General features: G+C 52.5%; 15 protein-coding genes. 5 read left to right on the top strand and 10 right to left on the bottom strand.

Annotated elements, in window-relative coordinates:
* Window positions 1-389 precede the first annotated feature (389 nt).
* Complete coding sequence (locus tag KDC22_RS05085; RefSeq protein ID WP_173136591.1) at window positions 390-1,415, bottom strand: PocR ligand-binding domain-containing protein; 1,026 nt, start codon at window positions 1,413-1,415, stop codon at window positions 390-392.
* Between the two features lie 139 nt (window positions 1,416-1,554).
* Between KDC22_RS05085 and KDC22_RS05080 the strand changes: the two genes are divergently transcribed.
* The 3 genes from KDC22_RS05080 (at window position 1,555) to KDC22_RS05070 (ending at window position 5,063) form a co-directional block, all read left to right on the top strand.
* A complete protein-coding gene (locus KDC22_RS05080) occupies window positions 1,555-3,192 on the top strand; it encodes an ABC transporter substrate-binding protein (protein ID WP_211722267.1) in 1,638 nt (545 codons plus the stop codon).
* Between the two features lie 81 nt (window positions 3,193-3,273).
* Window positions 3,274-4,275 (top strand): ABC transporter substrate-binding protein, encoded by a 1,002-nt coding sequence (locus KDC22_RS05075; protein ID WP_211722266.1) that lies wholly within the window; start codon window positions 3,274-3,276, stop codon window positions 4,273-4,275.
* Complete coding sequence (locus KDC22_RS05070) at window positions 4,272-5,063, top strand: (2Fe-2S)-binding protein (RefSeq protein ID WP_211722265.1); 792 nt, start codon at window positions 4,272-4,274, stop codon at window positions 5,061-5,063. Before KDC22_RS05075 ends, KDC22_RS05070 begins: the two co-directional genes overlap by 4 nt.
* Before the next feature lie 49 nt (window positions 5,064-5,112).
* Here the strand turns inward: KDC22_RS05070 and KDC22_RS05065 are convergent, their stop codons facing one another.
* The 4 genes from KDC22_RS05065 to KDC22_RS05050 all read right to left on the bottom strand — a co-directional run bounded on the left by KDC22_RS05065 (window position 5,113) and on the right by KDC22_RS05050 (window position 10,885).
* On the bottom strand, window positions 5,113-7,323 hold the full coding sequence (locus KDC22_RS05065) for an alginate lyase family protein (protein WP_211722264.1): 2,211 nt from the start codon (window positions 7,321-7,323) through the stop codon (window positions 5,113-5,115).
* Window positions 7,324-7,366: 43 nt separating this feature from the next.
* Window positions 7,367-8,236: a carbohydrate ABC transporter permease gene (locus KDC22_RS05060; RefSeq protein WP_173136598.1), complete on the bottom strand. Its 870-nt coding sequence runs from the start codon at window positions 8,234-8,236 to the stop codon at window positions 7,367-7,369.
* Window positions 8,237-8,260: 24 nt separating this feature from the next.
* A complete protein-coding gene (locus tag KDC22_RS05055) occupies window positions 8,261-9,169 on the bottom strand; it encodes an ABC transporter permease (RefSeq protein ID WP_173136599.1) in 909 nt (302 codons plus the stop codon).
* Between the two features lie 150 nt (window positions 9,170-9,319).
* Window positions 9,320-10,885: an extracellular solute-binding protein gene (locus KDC22_RS05050; RefSeq protein WP_173136600.1), complete on the bottom strand. Its 1,566-nt coding sequence runs from the start codon at window positions 10,883-10,885 to the stop codon at window positions 9,320-9,322.
* 224 nt (window positions 10,886-11,109) lie between these two features.
* On the opposite strand from KDC22_RS05050, the gene KDC22_RS05045 reads away from it, so the two are divergent.
* Both KDC22_RS05045 and KDC22_RS05040 read left to right on the top strand, forming a co-directional pair.
* Window positions 11,110-12,915, top strand: a complete 1,806-nt coding sequence (locus KDC22_RS05045; RefSeq protein ID WP_173136601.1) for a sensor histidine kinase — start codon at window positions 11,110-11,112, stop codon at window positions 12,913-12,915.
* Complete coding sequence (locus KDC22_RS05040; protein ID WP_173136602.1) at window positions 12,902-14,515, top strand: helix-turn-helix domain-containing protein; 1,614 nt, start codon at window positions 12,902-12,904, stop codon at window positions 14,513-14,515. The genes KDC22_RS05045 and KDC22_RS05040 overlap by 14 nt, the downstream gene beginning before the upstream one ends.
* Window positions 14,516-15,038: 523 nt before the next feature.
* On the opposite strand, the gene modB is transcribed toward KDC22_RS05040, so the two are convergent.
* The 5 genes from modB to KDC22_RS33300 form a co-directional block, all read right to left on the bottom strand.
* Window positions 15,039-15,701, bottom strand: a complete 663-nt coding sequence (gene modB, locus KDC22_RS05035) for a molybdate ABC transporter permease subunit (RefSeq protein ID WP_211722263.1) — start codon at window positions 15,699-15,701, stop codon at window positions 15,039-15,041.
* Window positions 15,702-15,729: 28 nt separating this feature from the next.
* Window positions 15,730-16,497: a molybdate ABC transporter substrate-binding protein gene (gene modA, locus KDC22_RS05030; RefSeq protein ID WP_211723891.1), complete on the bottom strand. Its 768-nt coding sequence runs from the start codon at window positions 16,495-16,497 to the stop codon at window positions 15,730-15,732.
* A gap of 214 nt (window positions 16,498-16,711) precedes the next feature.
* Window positions 16,712-17,482 (bottom strand): ABC transporter permease, encoded by a 771-nt coding sequence (locus tag KDC22_RS05025; protein ID WP_211722262.1) that lies wholly within the window; start codon window positions 17,480-17,482, stop codon window positions 16,712-16,714.
* On the bottom strand, window positions 17,479-18,408 hold the full coding sequence (locus KDC22_RS05020; protein ID WP_211722261.1) for an ABC transporter ATP-binding protein: 930 nt from the start codon (window positions 18,406-18,408) through the stop codon (window positions 17,479-17,481). The genes KDC22_RS05025 and KDC22_RS05020 overlap by 4 nt, the downstream gene beginning before the upstream one ends.
* Entirely contained in the window at window positions 18,405-18,578 is a 174-nt protein-coding gene (locus KDC22_RS33300; RefSeq protein WP_301953200.1) for a PLD nuclease N-terminal domain-containing protein, read from the bottom strand. Before KDC22_RS33300 ends, KDC22_RS05020 begins: the two co-directional genes overlap by 4 nt.
* Window positions 18,579-18,609 lie beyond the last annotated feature (31 nt).

The following is an 18,609-nucleotide window of genomic DNA, read 5'->3' as shown; positions in this document are numbered from 1 at the left end:
GATTGTACTTAAGTTTTAAACTTGAAGCTTCGTCGTCACTGCGGTGAACATTTGGCCCTCCGGCCGAGTTTGCTCCTAACGGACCTGAGAGGCCTTATTCCCTGGAAAATGCCACGTTTTGCGGGTTAACGGACAGAGTAGCCCTTATCGTCTCTCTACGAGAGGTTTAAGAGTAGAAATTCCAAGAATAAGGTCCATGGTGTCCGCAACTTGCCCAAGTTGTGACTCTCCTTCGAAATAAGCGCGTCTCAGTCCGTTACGCCTTGCCAAACGCCCGAATGAGCAGCTCCCATCTTCATCTGGGAATGCCACTTGAAGGGGGAACCTCCACTCCTGTACTCTTTCGGGCATTATAGAGCTCCAGCCACTTGTTTAAATCTGACGCTCTACTAAGCTTCTCCCCGTCTCTTCAGCCGGTAGGCTGCCGGGGTCTCCCCGGTGGATTTCTTGAAGGTGCGGATGAAGTACCCGCAGTCCTCGAAGCCCAGGGCATACGCGATGCTCACCACCGAATCCTCTCCGTCCACCAGACAACGCTTCGCTTCCTCCAGCCTAAGGCTACTTATATAGGAAGAAAAAGTACTGCCCGTCTCCTGCCGGAACAGTCTGCTGAAATAATCCGCGCTGATCCAGCATAACTTCGCCATCCCGGCCAGCGTCAGCCGCTCCCGGAAATGCTCATGAATATACTCCAGCGCCGGCTTCAGCCTGATGCTGCCGCCTACCGTGCCCGGAGCCTGCTTCCTGCCAGCCGGTGGGCCTGCTTCCTGTACCTGCTGCCGGGGAACCTTCTGCTCCTGCACTGCTTGTTCTGGCTTCACATCCGTAGCATCTGTAGCAGCCCCAGCAGCCGCAGTACTGCCAAATCCATAGGTCCGGTTCTTGGCGCCTATCCGCCCGGTAATATAGTGGCTCATATGGGTGACGAGCTGGGCTACGGATTCAATCCGCTCATACGACATCACCGGAAGGCTGCGGTAATATTCCTCCAGCATGGTGTCATATTCCCGCTGGCCGGTACCGCCGCCTGCACCCAGCAGATCCAGCTCTCTGGCTGCCTCTTGTCCAGGAATTGAGATCTGGCCCAGCATAATTGAGCCGAGGTATCGGCTCCCGGCTACCAGCGGTACAGCCATATCGACGATACCCATGTGGCATTTGTAGACATAGGGACGCTGCATGCTCTGCGCGGCATGGCCTCCCCGGTAATCACAGCTCTCGCATAACCGCGAGGAGCGGGTAGCCGATCTCATCGCCCGGCAGAAATCCGTACATTTGCTGTGCCTGGTGACCGGCTTGCCTGCCGCGTCTACCGTAAGCACAGCCATATCCGTCACCGCTGCCAGGTCATCCTGAATGACCTGCAACGCCTGTGTATCCACGACCTGTTCGAACTGTTCCAGAGAGTTCCGCATGAGTCCCTCCTTTAATTCATTCAAATTATATCTAAAATTATAACATGATAACGGTTGCAATAACCAAATGATTCCCTCTATAACCGGCATTGTCAGAATTATCGTATACTATGAAGGTGAGCAGAAAGGAGAGGAACCTGTGATATCCGATATTCCGCAATCAACGCTTAGGCTGGAGCGCTTGTTTTTCTCAAGTGTGCACAGTTATTTCTGCAGTCATGCAGAAGGGAAGGCATTGCCCCGAAGGTTCCTTACCCACTATGCATTGTGTTATGTGACCGAGGGTAAAGGGCAACTGACCCTGAATGGAATGCTGCTCACGGCGAATAAAGGGGACTTCTTTTTATTGTTGCCCGGGACGGCAGTGGAAGGCAAAGCTCTGACTTCAGAGCCTGTACGTTACATGATCATTTTCTTCTCCTGTATGCAGCTTCGGAAGGACCGCAGACATCAGGAGCTTCATCCTCCGCCATTCCCCGTTAGCGGGAAGCTTGAAGCATCCGGCCAGCCGCGGGCTGCTGAGATCATGAATCAAATGACAGTACACAGCCGCACCCGTGAACCGGAGGATATCTTACGCGCTAAGTACCGGCTGCAGCGGCTGCTCTTCATGCTTCTTCAACCAAGTGAGCGCACTGCGCAGGACAAGGCCGTAGGGATGGATATGGTGCTGGCCCACATGAAGAACAACTACAACCAGGAGCTTAGAGTTGGGCAGCTGGCTCTAATGGCCGGGCTAAGCACCAATCATTTCATCAGAGCTTTCAAACAGCTTACTGACAAGACACCCATGACCTATTTGCTGGAGGAACGGATTAAAAAAGCCAAGCAGCTCTTGTTCTCTTCCGAACGGGTCAAGCAGATCGCCAAGGAAGTAGGCTACAAGGACGAGCATTATTTCAGCCGGGTGTTCAAGAAATCCGAAGGGGTAGCCCCTGCCAGCTATCTGAAAAACAGTCATCTCCGTATCGCTGTTCTATATTATGGACTGGATGATTACCTGATGACACTTGGACTGACGCCGGTGGCTGCGCTGTCTTACCTGGAGCGGGTGTCCAGAAATTATGCCCTTCCCCATCCGGGTGTGCTGCAGCAGGATATTGTCCGCCTGAACGGTTCCCGGCTGAATTATGAGGAGCTTGCACGGCTGAAGCCTGATCTGATCATTGGGAGCGACCGCTTCTTACCAGGAGAGATGTTGGAGTCCATCGCACCCACGGTTGTCCTTAAGCATACCGATAATGTTGAGCAGCAGCTGTCCCGGTTGTCCCGTATTCTGGGCAGAGAGCAACAGGCTGACGACTGGATGAACAGCTACGCTGAGCAGAAACACCTCATTAGATTGGGGCTTGAAAAACGGGACAGGCTGCCAACAGTTTCTTTTATCAGAGTCAGCTCTGAATTCTACCGCCTGTACGGTGCCTCCAATCAGACAGGAACCCTACTATACAGAGATCTTGGACTACGCCCTTCCCTCTCATTCTCTGAACAGACCGAGGCGGTGGATTTTGAGATTGATGAGCTTCCGCGGTATAACCCGGGGTACATCTTTTTGGCTGCGGACCCTACCCTGGAATCGAGACAACGGCTGGAGACGCTGCTGTCATCCCAAGAATGGTCTTCACTGGATGCAGTGAAGCAGTCCCGGGTGTTCGATGCAGGAGATCTGTTGTTCAAAACCCTTGGACCTACAGGCCGGATGTGGGCCATGTCTTATGTTGCATCCCGGATAGGAACGCTGGACGATAGAATTATCCACACCAACACAGGGTTATAATCCATTGTAAAGTATGTATCGTTCTCCTATCATAATGATAATGATTATTATTATCTATCGCACAAAGGAGAATAGAAACCCATGAATAGAAAGAAATCCATCCAGATCCTGCTCCTTGCCGTTCTGCTGCTGATACTGGCCGCTTGCAGCAATAGAGCGGGACAACCGGCTTCCGGAGAGCAGAGTCCCTCCGCTTCCCAAACCAAGGATCAGGCGGCTGCGGAACCGGGCACACGCACAATTACCCATCTTAAGGGAGAAGCCGTGATTCCGTCCAAAATCGAAAAGGTCGTTGTTCTCGCGGCAGAGTACATAGATCATCTGTTGACTATCGGAGAGAAGCCCTCCGGTGTGAACACCGAGGTCCGGTACGGAGGAGAGTATCTTCCCTATCTGGCTGATAAGCTCCAGGGGGTACAAACTGTAGGTTCGGCGGATAATCCCAACCTTGAGGCCATTACCTTGCTTGATCCGGATGTGATTCTTATTGAGAGCCGGACGGCCGAGAATAAGTATGAGCAACTGAACAAAATCGCTCCTACCATCGTTCTTGGAAATGAATGGCTTGATTATGGCGACGATACTTCCTTTTGGACCAAGGATCTGCTAACCATTGCGGAGATGTATGACAAGACGGACCTGGCGAAGGAAAAAATTGCTGAACTGGAACAAAAAACGGTCGAGGCCAGCGAGAAAATCAAAGTGCTGGACAACAAAAAACTCGCCTACCTCCGTGTACGCGAAAAGACCCTCCAAGTGTATGCCCAAAAAGGTCATCCGACCAATGCTTTGCTCTACCATGATCTCGGATTTGAGCCTGCAGCACTAACGCCGGAAGAGCAAAGAACAGATTTATCTCTGGAGAAAACGCCGGAGCTTGGGGCAGACTTTATCGTCCTCGAGACGGACCCGAATGCCCGGGATTTTTTGGGCAATATGCAGAAGAGCGCGCTCTGGAAGAACATCCCCGCCGTACAGGAGGGAAGGGTCCATGAGACCGATTCCTTTTGGCTCTTCAAGGGCTGGGGGGTTATTGGCCGGGGTGAGATTATAGATGAAATCATGGCCTGGATAGAGCAATGAGTGGCGGTCAACCTGTTGACAACGAGTGGATAAAAGTATTTTTGCAGCAGCACTTTGCCGTTACTGTCAGGGAGAACCGGAGTGTTGCTTATCCTTACAGCACCGAAGATCTATTGGACGAAGCGAAACTACCGCTAATCCTCCGTCAGCAATCGGTTCAGCTTGGTGAGCCGGCAGGACTTGTGGTCGGAACTTTGTTCGCCAAGCGATATTCCGTATTAATTATGGGGCTGGCCGCCTCGATCAGCCTGTTCGACACTTCACTGTCTCTGCTGCCCGGCGCTTTGCGGTTCCGGCCGGCTGACAGAGGGATCATGCATTATGAAGCGGAATTGGCAGCCTCGGGCACAGTTCCTGTTCACGCAGCGGAAGCCCGTCAGGCGTGCCTTGCCGGATATCTGGAGCACCTGCTGGAGCATTTGCGGCAGGTGTTCGCAGCGGTATCCAGTTATACAGGAGCCAAGGAACGAGTCATGTGGTCGTTGGTCTCGCATAATCTGCATGACCTGTATGGAAGACTGCGCACAGACAGGGGACTCTGGGACTCCGGGGAGCGGGGCTTAATTATCAGCCAGGACTATAATACGCTGCTTCAGCCGGAGAAGCCTGATGAATTATCTATGCGCTTCCGCAAGGTTGAGCATCCGAAGCTGCAAGGCCGTCCCTTCTATCTGCGCAAGCATTGCTGCTTGGCCTACCGGATCAAGACTGCACCTGATGCAGAAGAGTATTGCAGCACCTGCCCCAAGCTATCCGCTGAGGAGCGGTGGGATATATTGAATTCCTGAAGCAACGCCCATCCCTGGTTCAGGATGGGCGTTGCTCATTTCAGCTGCGTTATAATTTGGAACCCGTAATAACAATAACATCCCGGTTAAAGAGGCCTCCGGCAAATTCAATAGCCTCCGGCTCCGCCTTGCGGGGCAGCAACGCTTCGGAGATAATATTGCCGGTATGGTCGAGGTAGCTGGTTACATCAACACTCTTATGGAACAGGCAGATCTCATCCACCCGGTCTTCCATGACAATACGCAGAGCCGTTGCCTCCTGTACCGAGAGCAGCTCCCCGTTCTGCCGCACAGGCAGGCGTTCTGCGCTTACCTGCGGCTTCTCTGCCCCGAACGGAACGGCAAGTGTAACGATGGCGGCTCTCCCTGCCACCGTTAACGAACGCTTCACCACCGGACTCTCGTCATACTGGCCCTGCTTGAAGATCAGGCCAGACTCAAGCGTCAGCTGATCGTCCGCCAGCCCGGCCGGCAGATGCTTCAGCAGCAGATTAGCTTCCTCCAGCCGGGTAGAGACTTCCCTGCTGATAGAATCGTAGCCCGCTATCCCCGGCGGCAGATGGAAATACTGCTCATAACGGTGCTGCCCCTTGGCTTCAAACAGGTCCACGATCAGCCAATAGCTGTTCTTGATGAACAGCACCTTGCGGGAATGGACCACCGGATCTTCGTAACGGGTATACCCGTATTGGCTCGCGAAGGTATAATCGTAGGCTTCCTTAAACTGAGTATCCCAGATTCTGCAGCTCGCGGTTGGCGGTGTATTCCAGTGAAAGCTGCGCACATGCTGATCCTGGCCGTCCACAACCACAGTGTTATGGGCCCTGGTAGAGACTGTATATTTACGTTCCTTGTTCCATTCAAACAATCCCATGCCCGAGTCGGCCAGCAGCTCGCGCCCGCCGGCATACAGCACCAGACTTAGCGCATCGGAATGCGCATGTCCGCCGATGCCTACGCCTGCGCGCATCGCCATGTACATATCACTGCGGTTCCAGCCCTGCCGGGAAGTCACATAACCGCCGACCGGGAAGCAGGCTGCCGTCTCGGCTGGCACTACGGCCTGCAGCTGATCATACTGCGCTGCAGCATCCGGCCCGACTCTCCACAGCAGAGAGAACGGCAGCCGCTCATACCCCAGCGCTTTGAAATCTCCCCGCTGATACAGGTAAGCGCCCAGACTCATAATATTGCGCAGCTCGCTGACCACCTGCACATCGGTATCGCCGAATTTGACCAGCTGACCGTCGGGTGCCAGGAGATGCATCGTAACGACGAACATTTTCTCCAGCAGCTCCCGGTATTCTCCGGCATCCAGGCCAAGCTTATGGAACAATGTCACCAGCTCGTACAGATCACGCATCACGATCAGGTGATAATTGGGGCTTCCTTCAAACTGCACTCCATCCGGGTAGACGTTCTGGCGGATATATCCCGGCAGCTCACGCCCCCCATAATCCAGCCATTCTGCGGAATCCTTCAGCTCCGGCAGGAGCAGCGCGGTCTGAATCAGCCCCCGGAGCTGCATGCAGACATGATTACCGCCGCTCGCATGATATTTGCGCACATACTCCCCATGCTGATGGAAGGACTTAATCAGCTTCAGCTTCACCGCAGGCTCAAAGGCCGCAGAGCCGAAGAAGGTAATGAAGGCTTCCGGCAGCATGAACAGCCGAACACCCACTGAGAGGGGGTCCCAGGTGGAATGCTCCGCCCGGAAGGTATCATCCACCGGCATGGGGTTATCATCAATGAAGTGGCTGATCATATCATTGAAGCATTTGGCGTATTTCTCATCACCGGTCAGCGCATAGGCTCTCGCCAGGCGCTTCACATACACGAACCGGGTCAGATGAAGCTGATACTGCGAGCTGTCGAAGAGCCAGCTGTTCCAGTCATAAGCTCCATTGCGGAAGACCACTCGTTTCCCTTTGAACAGCGGGATATCGCCTTCCACAATCCGGTCCGCCTCGGCGATATCCTGCTGCACCTCCTCCTCCCCGCTGTAACGGCTTGCGGCATACACGCGCAGCTTGGGAACATCCTTCACCTCAAAGCAATATCTCCCGTTGTTACCCGCTGCAATAACTTCTAAATAGGCATCCCGTGCACCGGGAATATCGCCTTGATTCAACTGGGCAGCCACACCGGCAAGCTCCGGCTGATCCAGATCCAGCATCGTGCGCAAGAAGGCTTCGTCGGACATCTGCGGCTTCGTATACTTCGGATTATGGCGTAACTCTTTATATCCAATCGTCATTTGAACCCTCACCCTTGCTTCGTTTAGCGGAGCGGCTCCGCGTCTATTCCTTAATCGAACCGAGCATAGCACCCTTGGCAAAATACTTCTGCAGGAACGGATACACAATCACAATCGGCAGCATCGCCAGCAATATAGCCGCATTCTGGACATTCGGCCCAAGGTTGGCGGCAAGCTGCGCATCCACTGCCGCTTCTGCCGAAATATTGGAGGCGCTAATCGCCACCATCTGCCGCAGGAGCGGCTGAATCGGCCAGCGTGACGTATCATTCAGGTAGATCACCGCAGAGAAGAACTCATTCCAGAACTGCACCATGAAGAATAACGTAAAGGTGGCAATAATCGGCTTGGACAGCGGGAGCACGATGGAATACAGAATTCTGAACTCCCCCGCCCCGTCAATTCTTGCCGCTTCATCCAGGCTTTCAGGCAGACTCTGGAAGAAGGAGCGGATAACCATAATATTAAAAGCACTGGAGGCTGCCGGAAGCACCACCGCCCAGTAGGAATCAATCAGGCCCAGATTCTTGACCACCAGATAGCTCGGAATCATCCCCCCGTGAAAGATCATCGTGAAGAAAATAACCAGCAGCATAATGCGGCGGCCGGGCAGGAACTTCTTCGACAGGGCATAAGCCAGTGTAATGGAGACAAACAGGCTGAGCAGCGTCCCCATCGCCGTGATAATCACGGAGTTCTTGACCGAGGTCAGGAACGTATTGGCATTCAGCAGATAGCTGTAAGCATCCAGCGTCCAGTGCTTGGGCCAGATGAAGAAATTCCCGGCCATGGAATCCCCCGGCGGACTGAAGGAAACCGCGATAATATATAGAAAAGGCAGAATAACCAGCAGGCTGATTAAGCAAATAATAACTACAATAATGGTGTCAAACCAGGTTGCCTTAAGCTTCATAACCTCTCCACTCCTGTTCTCGTTCTAGAATATGCCTTCCTCGCCAAGCAGCCTTGCCGCATAATTGGCCCCCAGGACAAGGATCAGACTGGCAACGGATTTGAACATGCCCACGGTAATCGCGAAGCTGTAATTGAATTGCTCCAGACCGATATGGTAGACGAACAGATCGAACACATTGGAGACATCCAGGTTGAGGCTGTTGGTCATCAGGAAGATCTGCATGAAGTTGGAGTCCATGGAGGAACCCAGACGGAGCAGCAGCAGAATGACAATCGTGCCCTTGATGCCAGGGAGGGTAATATGCCAGATGCTCTGCAGCCGGCTTGCTCCATCCACCTTGGCTGCCTCATACTGCTCGGGATTAATCCCCGCCAGTGCCGCCAGGAATATAATCGTCCCCCAGCCTGCATCCTTCCAGATGGACTGGAAGATTACCAGCGGCCGGAACCACTCATTGCTGACCAGGAAGTTGGCACTGCTGCCGAACCACTGCTCGAGATAATGGTTAATCACGCCCGAAGGTCCGAAGAAGGAAATCGTGATCCCGTAGATAACGACCCAGGAGAGGAAATGGGGCAGATACACGATGGTCTGCGACACACGCTTGAATACCTTAAGCCGTACCTCATTCAGGAGCAGCGACAGAAGAATCGTGAAGGGAAAATAAATGATCAGATTCAGCAGGCTGATCAGCAGCGTATTTTTGAGCAACATATAGAAATCGGAGGTTCCGAAAAACTGTCTGAAATTATCCAGCCCCACCCACGGGCTGTCCATAATGCCTTTGAACGGGCTGTATTCCTTGAAAGCCAGAATGAGTCCCGACATCGGGATGTAATGAAATACGAGAAAATAGAGAATACCCGGTGCTGCCAGTAAATAAAAGGGCCATAGCTGATGAAACCGTTTCGGTCGTAAAGCTCTCTGCACAGGCTAAACCTCCTTATCCATGGGCAAATTCAGCGAGAAACATAAGGATGATGGGGAAAGCGAACCCTTACATCCTTATATTTCAAGAGAAAGGGGGAAGCCCCCCTCTTTGCCTTTGTTTATATGTTATTTTTCTGTGTAAGCTGTTATTTATTGATGCTCTGCCTTGTACTGATCCAGCAGTTCCTTGGTAATCTGCACCCCTGCACCGGTAGTCCAGGCATCAATCTCCTTCTGCACATCCTCCCAAGCTCCTTCACCCAGCACATATTTCGTCATGACCGCACTCATCTTCTTATAGCTGTCCGGATTCTTGCTGGCATACTGTGAATTGTAGCTGAGGAACGGATTCTCCACCCCGATCTTGCTGATCGTATCGAGTGTAGCCTTTTGGAGCGCCAGGATGTCCGGTTCCTTGGAGTTGGCGTACACATATGGATCTGACCGGTTCTCCAGAATGAAGTTATTCGGCTTATCCAGCTCATACTGCTTCTTCTGCTCCTCAGTCTGAACAGCCATTCCATCCTTGAACTCACTGGAATGAATGCCAGTGACTCCGGCTTTGGAGAACGCTACATTCTCCTCGGAAGCGGAGAAATCAAGGAAATCGACAATCTGCTGCACCTTGTCTTCCGGCACAGAGCTTGGAATCGCCCACAGTCCGTAGTATCCGGAGAGGATAGAAACGCCCTTCTGTCCGTTCGCGCCTTCAAGCACATCCACAATCGCGATTTCAGCCTTCGGGTCTGTCTGCTTCAGCTTCTCGACATTAGTCTCTACGATATCACTGACATTCCCGACAAAAGCCCCCGCTGTGCCTGCCAGGAATTTGCTCCGTGCCTGACCCTGGTTCTTCAGTACCGGCGCATCCTTGTCAATCAGGCCTTTGCTCCAGGAATCTCTCAGCCACTCCAGGAATGCCTTGTATTCAGGAGTCTGGAAATCACGGACAACCTTCTCTCCGTCCAGCTTCCACACATTAGGAATGCCGAAGGCATATTGGATCGGGAGTACGCCCGAGAAGGGACCGGGGCTGCTCACACCGTCTGAACCGTAGATCGTGAACGGAATGGTTTTGCCGCCGCCTGCCGGATCTTTCTCCTTGAACACCGCAAGTGCATTCGTCAGCTCATCCATCGTCTTCGGTACGGGCAGATTATATTTGTCCAGCCAGTCCTTACGGATCAGGATATTGGCTTCGCCTCCGCCGTAGAGGCCGCGCGGCCGGGGAACGCCGTATATTTTGCCTTCAATCTTGGCACCGTTCCAGACCACCTCATCAATCTGGCTGATATTCTTGGTCTTCTCCAGATATGGGGTCAGGTCATGGAAGGCACCCATCTTCACCAGGTTGTTGAACTTGTCGTCCTTCCCTCCGTCCATCAGCAGCAGGTCATAGGAATCTCCGGCGGATACCGCCACGGAGAGCTTATCGGTGTAGGCCTCAGAGGGCACGAAGGTTACGTTCAGATCTACGTTGCCGCGCTTCTCCAGGTCCTCCAGGGCTTTGTTGTTCGTCATCTCCGGCGGATTGCCGAAGAGAATGGTCATCGCCTTGATGCTGGCCGGCTTGGCGGCTGTACCGTTCTGGCTTCCACCCTCCGGTGCCGCTGTGCTGCCTGCCGCTGAATTTTTATCGCCGGAGCAGCCCGCCAGGGTAGTTACCATCAACGCCGCTGTGGCTACAAGCGGTACAAGCTTTCTTTTGAAACTCATTGTCATCCCCCATTTGCTTGTATTGATTGCGTTTACATCGTGCTTACACTTTGGATTATAGAAGACGTCAGGACTTAAGAACATGCCGGATTCCAGCCAAAGTGTCACCATTTTTAAGATTTGCCGGGTTCGATGTTTCTCCCGTTTCTACAATGTACTATAATCTGTATAGGATAGCCTGCCCGGTATCCGTATTCCAAAACCCAGTAACGGATGTGGCCCTTATGAATTCACCCTTCTTCAGCTTTTTGCGGCGGAGCTTCTATATTAAGATGATTGTGGTCATGTTCGCCATCTCTGTGATCCCGCTGATTGTCTTGTCCTTTATCTCTGTAAGCGTATCCAGTACAACTGTAGAGCAGCAGGTGAACCGCCTGAATGCCCAGCTTGTCAATCAGGTCGTGGACCGTATCGAATTAACGATGACCCGGTTGAGGGAATTAAGTGAGCAATACTCACGGATCTCGTCCATTCAAGGGGCACTGGTGTCGCCTTCGGCCCAGTATTTTGAAGAGGTTGTCCGCAAAAAGGATCTGATCTCGGTGCTCAGCAGCGCCTCAGCCATTATCGGGAATGTGGAAGGCCTGCAGGTCTATTCGGCCGTTACAGGAGAAGTCCTCTCCTCCACGGAAGCCCCGGCCACCCTGGAAGCGTCCCCGTACCGTCCGCTGATTGAAGCGTATCTCGCTTCGGGACGGCCGAATCTGTTCCTGGACAAACACTCGCTGCCGGAGCTTGCCATCCTGAATTCCTCCACCTATTATATCTCACGGGTTCCCTTCGATTTATATAAGGACCTTAAGGGAGTGCTGCTGATCTCCATGAGCAACAGCCAATACCAGCAGCAGATCGAGAATATTCAGCTTGGGAGCAAGGGCTCTATTTCGCTGCTGACCGAAGACGGCCTGAGCATTGCCACCACCAGTAAGCTGGAGAAACAGGAGGATACGCAGCGGGTGCAGGAGATTCTGAAGCGCTGGAAGGAGCTGAACCGCCCGGACCAGTTCGCAGCTGGCTCCTCCATTGTCTCAGTGAAACAGACCTCCACCTACGACAAGTGGATCGTGCTCTCGGAGATTCCGTCCAAGGAGCTTACAGCCAGCGCCGAGATTATTCGCCGGACCGTCACTTATTTCCTGGTGCTTCTGGCCTTGCTCGGGGCGCTGTGCGTGGTCGGCTTCGGGTATCAGCTCTACCGGCCTCTACAGGCTGTAAAGCGGCAGGTCGATGCACTGAAGAAAGGGCATTTTGATGCCCGGGTCACGCATTTCGCTAACAATGAGATCGGCGATCTGGGGCGGATGCTCAATACAATGGCCGTCCGCATTCAGGATCTGCTGGCCGACCTGCATGATTCCGAGGACCTGAAGCGCAAGCTGGAGATCCGGGCGCTGCAATCGCAGATCAACCCCCATTTCATGTACAATACCTTAAATACGATCCGCATGTTCGCCATGATGAAGGATTATGAGAAGATTAACTCGCTGATGGGACGGCTGGTGGCCTTGCTGCGGTATTCGATGGAGAACTTCGAGCAGACGGTGCAGCTGCAGCAGGAGCTTGATTATCTGGCGGATTATGTCGGACTGCTCAATATGCGCTACAAGTGCCAGATCCATCTGGAGGCTGAAATTGAGGAGCCGCTGAGAGGGATGCAGATTCCTAAGCTGAGTCTTCAGCCGCTGATTGAGAACTCCGTGTTCCACGGCATTCTCCCGCGCAAGGCAACGGAAGGACATATCACTGTGCGCGTGTTCAGCAGTCCGGGCGGGAGCCATATTATCCTTGAGGTCAAGGATGATGGTACAGGTCTTGAAGAGGCTGAACTGAAGAAGCTGCAGCTCCATCTCCAGCAGGAAGAGTCCACGGAGAATATCGGGCTGCAGAATGTATGGATGCGGATGAAGCTGCTATTCGGATCAGGTACCCAGATTCTGCTCTCCAGTACGCCGGGCGAAGGCTTGATCATCCGTATGCTGCTGCCGTCCGAGACCGTTCTTATTAGGGAGGAACATCATGAATCACTATAGAGTTGTCCTGGTAGAAGACGAGATTCCGGCAAGAACGGTATTCCGCCATTTCATTGAAGAACGTGCAGATCTGTTCACCCTTGTCGGCGAAGCTGAAGATGGCCGGGACGGGCTGGAGCTGTTCCTGAAGCATAAGCCGGAGCTTGTCGTCACCGATATTACGATGCCGGGAATGAACGGGCTGGAGATGCTGCGCGAGATTGAGCGAAGCGGGGTGCGTGCGCCGCAGATTATTATCCTGACCTGTCATCAGGACTTCCACTATGCCCAGCAGGCCATTCATCTGAAGGCAGCCTCCTATCTGATTAAGGATGACTGCCTCTCTGATCCGGGCCTGTTAACCCGGACGATGGAAGAGCTGGCGGTCCTGGCGGATTCACGCGATGAGACAAGGGATAATTACCTGCAGCTGGAGCAGCAGGTGCGGCTGAGTGAAGTGGAGATCGAGCAAAGCCTGTTCCTGGACATGCTGCGCAGTCCGGCGGCCGAAGCCAAGTGGCTGCGCAGCCTGGAGGAATCCCAGCTTCCGCTTCACGGCCAAGGCTTCAAGACCCTGCTGCTGGAGCTGGACCGCAACTCCCTGCGCTTCCCGTTAGACCAGCTGGAGGAGCTGAAGCTGTGGCAATTTGCCGGCGTGAACGTGCTGAAGGAGCTGCTTGGCAGCATAGGTCCGCATAAAGTCATCGCCCTCGACAAAGGGCGGTTCCTCGCCTTATATACCGATACCTTGAGGACAGGGCGCCCGAGCCTGTTGGAGCAGGTGCTGGAGTCTTTTGCCGCGAATCTCAAAATGAGATGCATCGCTCTGCTGTGCAGCTTCGAACAGGGTCTGGGGGAATGGCCGGAGGCGCTGAAGCGGCTGGCTTCTGCACCCTACCCGTTCTTTTACCGCTGTGATGAGAGCATCGGCATTGGAGAGTGGGAGCAGCTCTCCAGCTTCCAGCGGATTCCCGAGCCGCTCAGCCGGTTCTGGAGCAAGGTGCTGAAGAAAGCGCTGCTGGAGCCGCATCTCAATACGGCGGCACTGGAGCAGGAGCGCCTGTCCCTGTACCGTCAGGCCATGGAGCAATCCTGGGACCCGGAGCAGGTCAAATCGCTGTATCTGAGAGTCTTCCTGGATATGAGCCATAACGTAATCGGAGCCGATGGCGGTGCGGAGCTTGAAGCCGACCTGCGCAAAAAAATAGAGCGGTGTCAGACCTTCAACTCCGTGCACGAGATGACCTGCGATTATTTCCGCAAGCTCCAGCAGCTCCAGGAGGGCGGCCGGAAGATTGACGCCTCCATCACAAGAATCATTCAGCAGATGCGCGAAGACCTCAGCTATCCCTACAAGCTGGAGGAGCTGGCGGCTTCGATCAATTACAGCGTGCCTTATTTCAGCTCCATGTTCAAGAAAGCCGTCGGGGAGAGCTTCATCCAATATCTGACCCGCCTGCGGATTGAACAGGCCAAGCTGCTGCTGCTCACCACCGATCAGAAAACCTTCGAAATCTCCGAATCCATCGGATTCGAGAACTACCGCTCCTTCAACCGCATCTTCAAAAAAGAGGCCGGGGTCTCCCCATCCGATTACCGCCGGCAGGGTACGGTGATGTAACAACCTCCGGTGGTGGCGGAAGCGTCTACTCCGGACGAAATCCTTGCTAAGCAAAGTGGGGCGTCCGCTAGCTGACTAGCGTCTTATGAGGACCCCATTTATGAGGTTACTGATATGAGGCGCCTCTTATGAGTTTCCTGTTATGAGGTTACTGTTATGAGGTGCCTGTTACTGGCTTCCTCTTATATAGTTGGAAAAATGTATCTTAATTTGGATGTTTCGCAGCGTTTGAGGAATTTAGTTGGATAAATGCTATTTAATTTTATGCATATCCTCGAATCCGATCCATACGTAGCCTAGTAAGTGCCTTTTTTCCAACTACGTCCTCCAAAGGGTTATTTTGTTCCTGAGCAAGTGGAGGAAATCCATCTATTACTGCCAATCACCTGTTACTACCGGATACTGCAGGCGCAGCCAAAAACCTTGCTATTGCTGTTCCCGGCATCTTTCACTGTCTCTTAACGAAAAGGCCCCTATCCTCACCCGAAAACCAGGTGAAGACAGGGGCCTTACTTGTAGCCTATCAGGAACGGCGGTTCACGAACATCAGCATAAGCGCGGAAATGACTACGATCGAGCCTACCCACATCCAGGCCAGGGTCATGTTGCCTCCGTCCACCGCTACATAGATTGCAGTGGGCACCGTCTGTGTGCGTCCCGGAATATTCCCGGCCACCATAATCGTTGCCCCGAACTCACCCAGCCCGCGGGCAAATCCAAGCACATAACCGGCAGCCAGTGAGCGGCCCGCCAGCGGGAGGGTAACATAACGCAGCACCTGCAGCTCGCTGGCACCCTGCGCACGCGCCGCATCCTCCAGGTCCTTCTCCACACCCTCGAAGCCTGCTTTGACTGTGCGGTATACGAGCGGAAAAGCCACCACGACTGCGGCAATGACCGCCGCCCCCCAGGTGAACAGAATCGTCTGCTCCGTGAATTGTTCATACAGCCTGCCGATCCAGCTCCGCCGCCCGAGGATCACCAGCAGTACGAAGCCGACTACTGTCGGCGGGAGAACCAGCGGAAGCAGCAGGACCGTCTCGACCAGGTTGTGTCCGAAGAACCTGCGTCCAGCCATCTTACGGGCAGCTAGCACTGCGAGCAGGAATACGATGAGACTGGTTACTACCGAAATCTTAAGCGACAGCCAGACCGGGGCGAAAAAATCAGTCCAATTGATCTCCATTTCTTCCACCCCATCTACTCAGAATTACTTATTGGGCCAATTGAAAACCGTAGCTGCTAAAGACCGAACTTGCTGCAGAAGTCTGCACATACCGATAGAAGGCTGTGGCTTCCGCCTGATGCCGGGAATCCTTCACAACTCCGGCCGGATAATGAATCGTCTTATGTACATGTTCCCCTACGGTCAGGGCAATCTTCACTTTCTTCGAGGTTAACGCGTCCGTCTTGTAGACAAAGCCGGCATCTACATTCCCTGTTTCCACATAGGACAGTACCTGGCGGACATCCTTGGCGAAGACCAGCTTGCCTTGCAGCGTATCCCATACCTTCTTCGCTGTTAAGGACTGCTGGGCGTATTGTCCGGCTGGTACCGATTCCGGCTGCCCTAGGGCAATCTTTCGGAAGGCTCGCCCGGTAAGGTCTGTAAGGGTTGTAAGCTTCGTGTTCGAGTCCGAAGGAACGACTACGACCAGCTGGTTCTTCAGCAGCATCTTGTGCTGCCCGATCAAGCCCTTGTCCACCAGCGCCTTCATCTGCTTATCGCCTGCCGAGAAGAATACATCTGCCGGTGCGCCCTGTTCGATCTGTTTCTGCAACGTACCGGAGGCGCCGTAATTGAACACCAGCTTAATCTCAGGATGCTGCTGCTCATATTGAACCGCGATCTTGTCGAGACTGTCCTGCAGACTCGCCGCTGCGGAGACCATAATCTCCGTCTTCTTAACTGCCGCCTCTGCATCCCCTAACGAACCGGCAGACACTCCCGCTACCAGGATAAGCACCAGCAATCCCATCATCCACTTCTTCAGCAAGCTCCATACCTCCCCAAATACATCCGTGTATATTTAGGTGATATTCTATCATATGAATTTTCATTATTCTATATATTTAGTTATGTTTGTATATGTTTAGCTATAAATAGTATCGAATTTATGAAGTTTAATCCCCAATAACAAATAAAAGACCCCGTCCTATGATTAAGGAAAGGGCCCGTCAACTTTAGGATTAACCTCATAATTCTTGTTCCTTGAATATCCGTTGGCTAAGCAAGACCGACAATATGGAGAGTAGCAGTGTAATGCCCAGAGGAATAGTCCAGTGATCGGGCAGGCTTTTCTCCGAAAGGATATCGGACATAATGGTATTCAGCCTTCCGGGCAAGTAGCGGTTAAGATAAGGTACCATATTCAAAAGGCTTATAACGAAATAGGCCACGAATCCGGCAAAAAAGGCTTGCGTAAACGTTCGGGCAAGCACGCTGACCAAGATGGAAACACAAATTATAAAAATCCCATAAATCCAGTACAACAGAAAAGCCAAATATAGATTCGGAATGGAAAACTCACCAAAAATGATAAAGGTATACAAGATACATACGAAGCTGGCTGCACCGCAAGCAAGAGTGAAGATCAGTACTCTTGAAGCAATTTTGCTTAATAAAAAAGAAGACCTGGAGAGTCCCTTGGTCAACAGAAAGGCGGCTGTCCCGTTTCTCTTCTCATCTACAATTGTACTGCAAACCAAGAGAATCACTACTATAATTCCCGCCTGCTTCAGATTATTAAAAGTATCCTTGTAGGCATCGGTGTATACAGGAGCGGGGACATTAATGATGCTGCCCGGACCTAATTTACTGGAGTAAGCCTTCATTAATTCCGGTTCAAACTTCGCTGAAAGCGGCCCTGACAAGGCGAAAAATAGAAATACCCCCAATAAGATCAGCATTTTTTTGCTCACGATCAGCTCTTTCAGATCTTTTCTAAAAAGCACCTTAACATTCATCGGGCCGTCACCATTTTCAGAAAAAATTGTTCAAGGGTTGGTTCCGTCACTTTAAACAAGGAAAGGGGAATCCCGGCACTCGACATCATACTGGGAATATAGATTTGTGCTGTCCTTAAATTAGCTACACTTATGCTTAATGATTGCTTGTCTTCCAGAACCTCTACTTCCAGCACCTCTGAATGCCCGCTTAACAAGGAGGCTGCGGACTGTAGAAGATACATGTCCTCAGTCTGAAGCTCAAGTGTATTTAAGGCGAATTGGCTCTTAATGCTAAGCAGCGAATCATCTGCAATCACCCTCCCCTGATCCATCATCAGAATCCGGTCGCAGATTTCTTCAACATCATGAAGATTATGTGAGGACAATAATACGGTCAGCTCACCCGCAAGGGACCGGATAAGATCCATTACTTCACTTCTGCCGATCGGATCGAGCGCGGAGGTCGGTTCGTCAAGCACAAGAATCGTAGGCTCAGAGATCAAAGCTTGAGCAATGCCAAGCCGCTGCTTCATTCCCCGCGAGAGGCTTCCTATCTTTTGGTTGCACCCTTCAAGCCCAACCTTGTGGAGCAGCTCATCAATTCGGCTGGTTAACGAAGGCCCCTGCTTATGATGCAGATTCCCTACAAACAGCATGAGCTCTCTGGGCTTCATCCATTTATAATATTGCGGGACATCCGGTACGAAACCAAGCCGGGAACCATGAGGCTTACCGAATTGCAATTCTTCTCCATCAATCCGGATACTCCCCGAAGTCGGACGTGACAGCCCGCAGAGCATTTTCAAGGTAGTTGTTTTCCCTGCTCCGTTGGCTCCCAATATGCCATAAACCGATAGTGCGGGAACCTTTACAGTGATATTATTTACAGCCGTGAAGGCTCCGAATTTTTTGCATAACTGCCCGGTTTCCAGAATATAACTCACTCTTCTTCTCCTTTGAATAGAAAGTAAGCTACAGGTCCAAGAAAATTGCCAAGGAGTATAATCAGTGACCATATCCACTTATTTCCGAAGCGAAACCGGGTTCGTCTGCTCATATCTACGAACGCGACGATCCACAACACAAGCTGAAGAACTATGAGCGGCGATAACATCAGCCAGAATTTCGAATCCACATTCTCCCCG

Source organism: Paenibacillus tritici (assembly GCF_018207515.1).
GTDB lineage: Bacteria > Bacillota > Bacilli > Paenibacillales > Paenibacillaceae > Paenibacillus_AQ > Paenibacillus_AQ tritici.
Note: the sequence above shows the minus strand (reverse complement) of the source record. Positions and strands in the feature narration are given on the sequence as shown.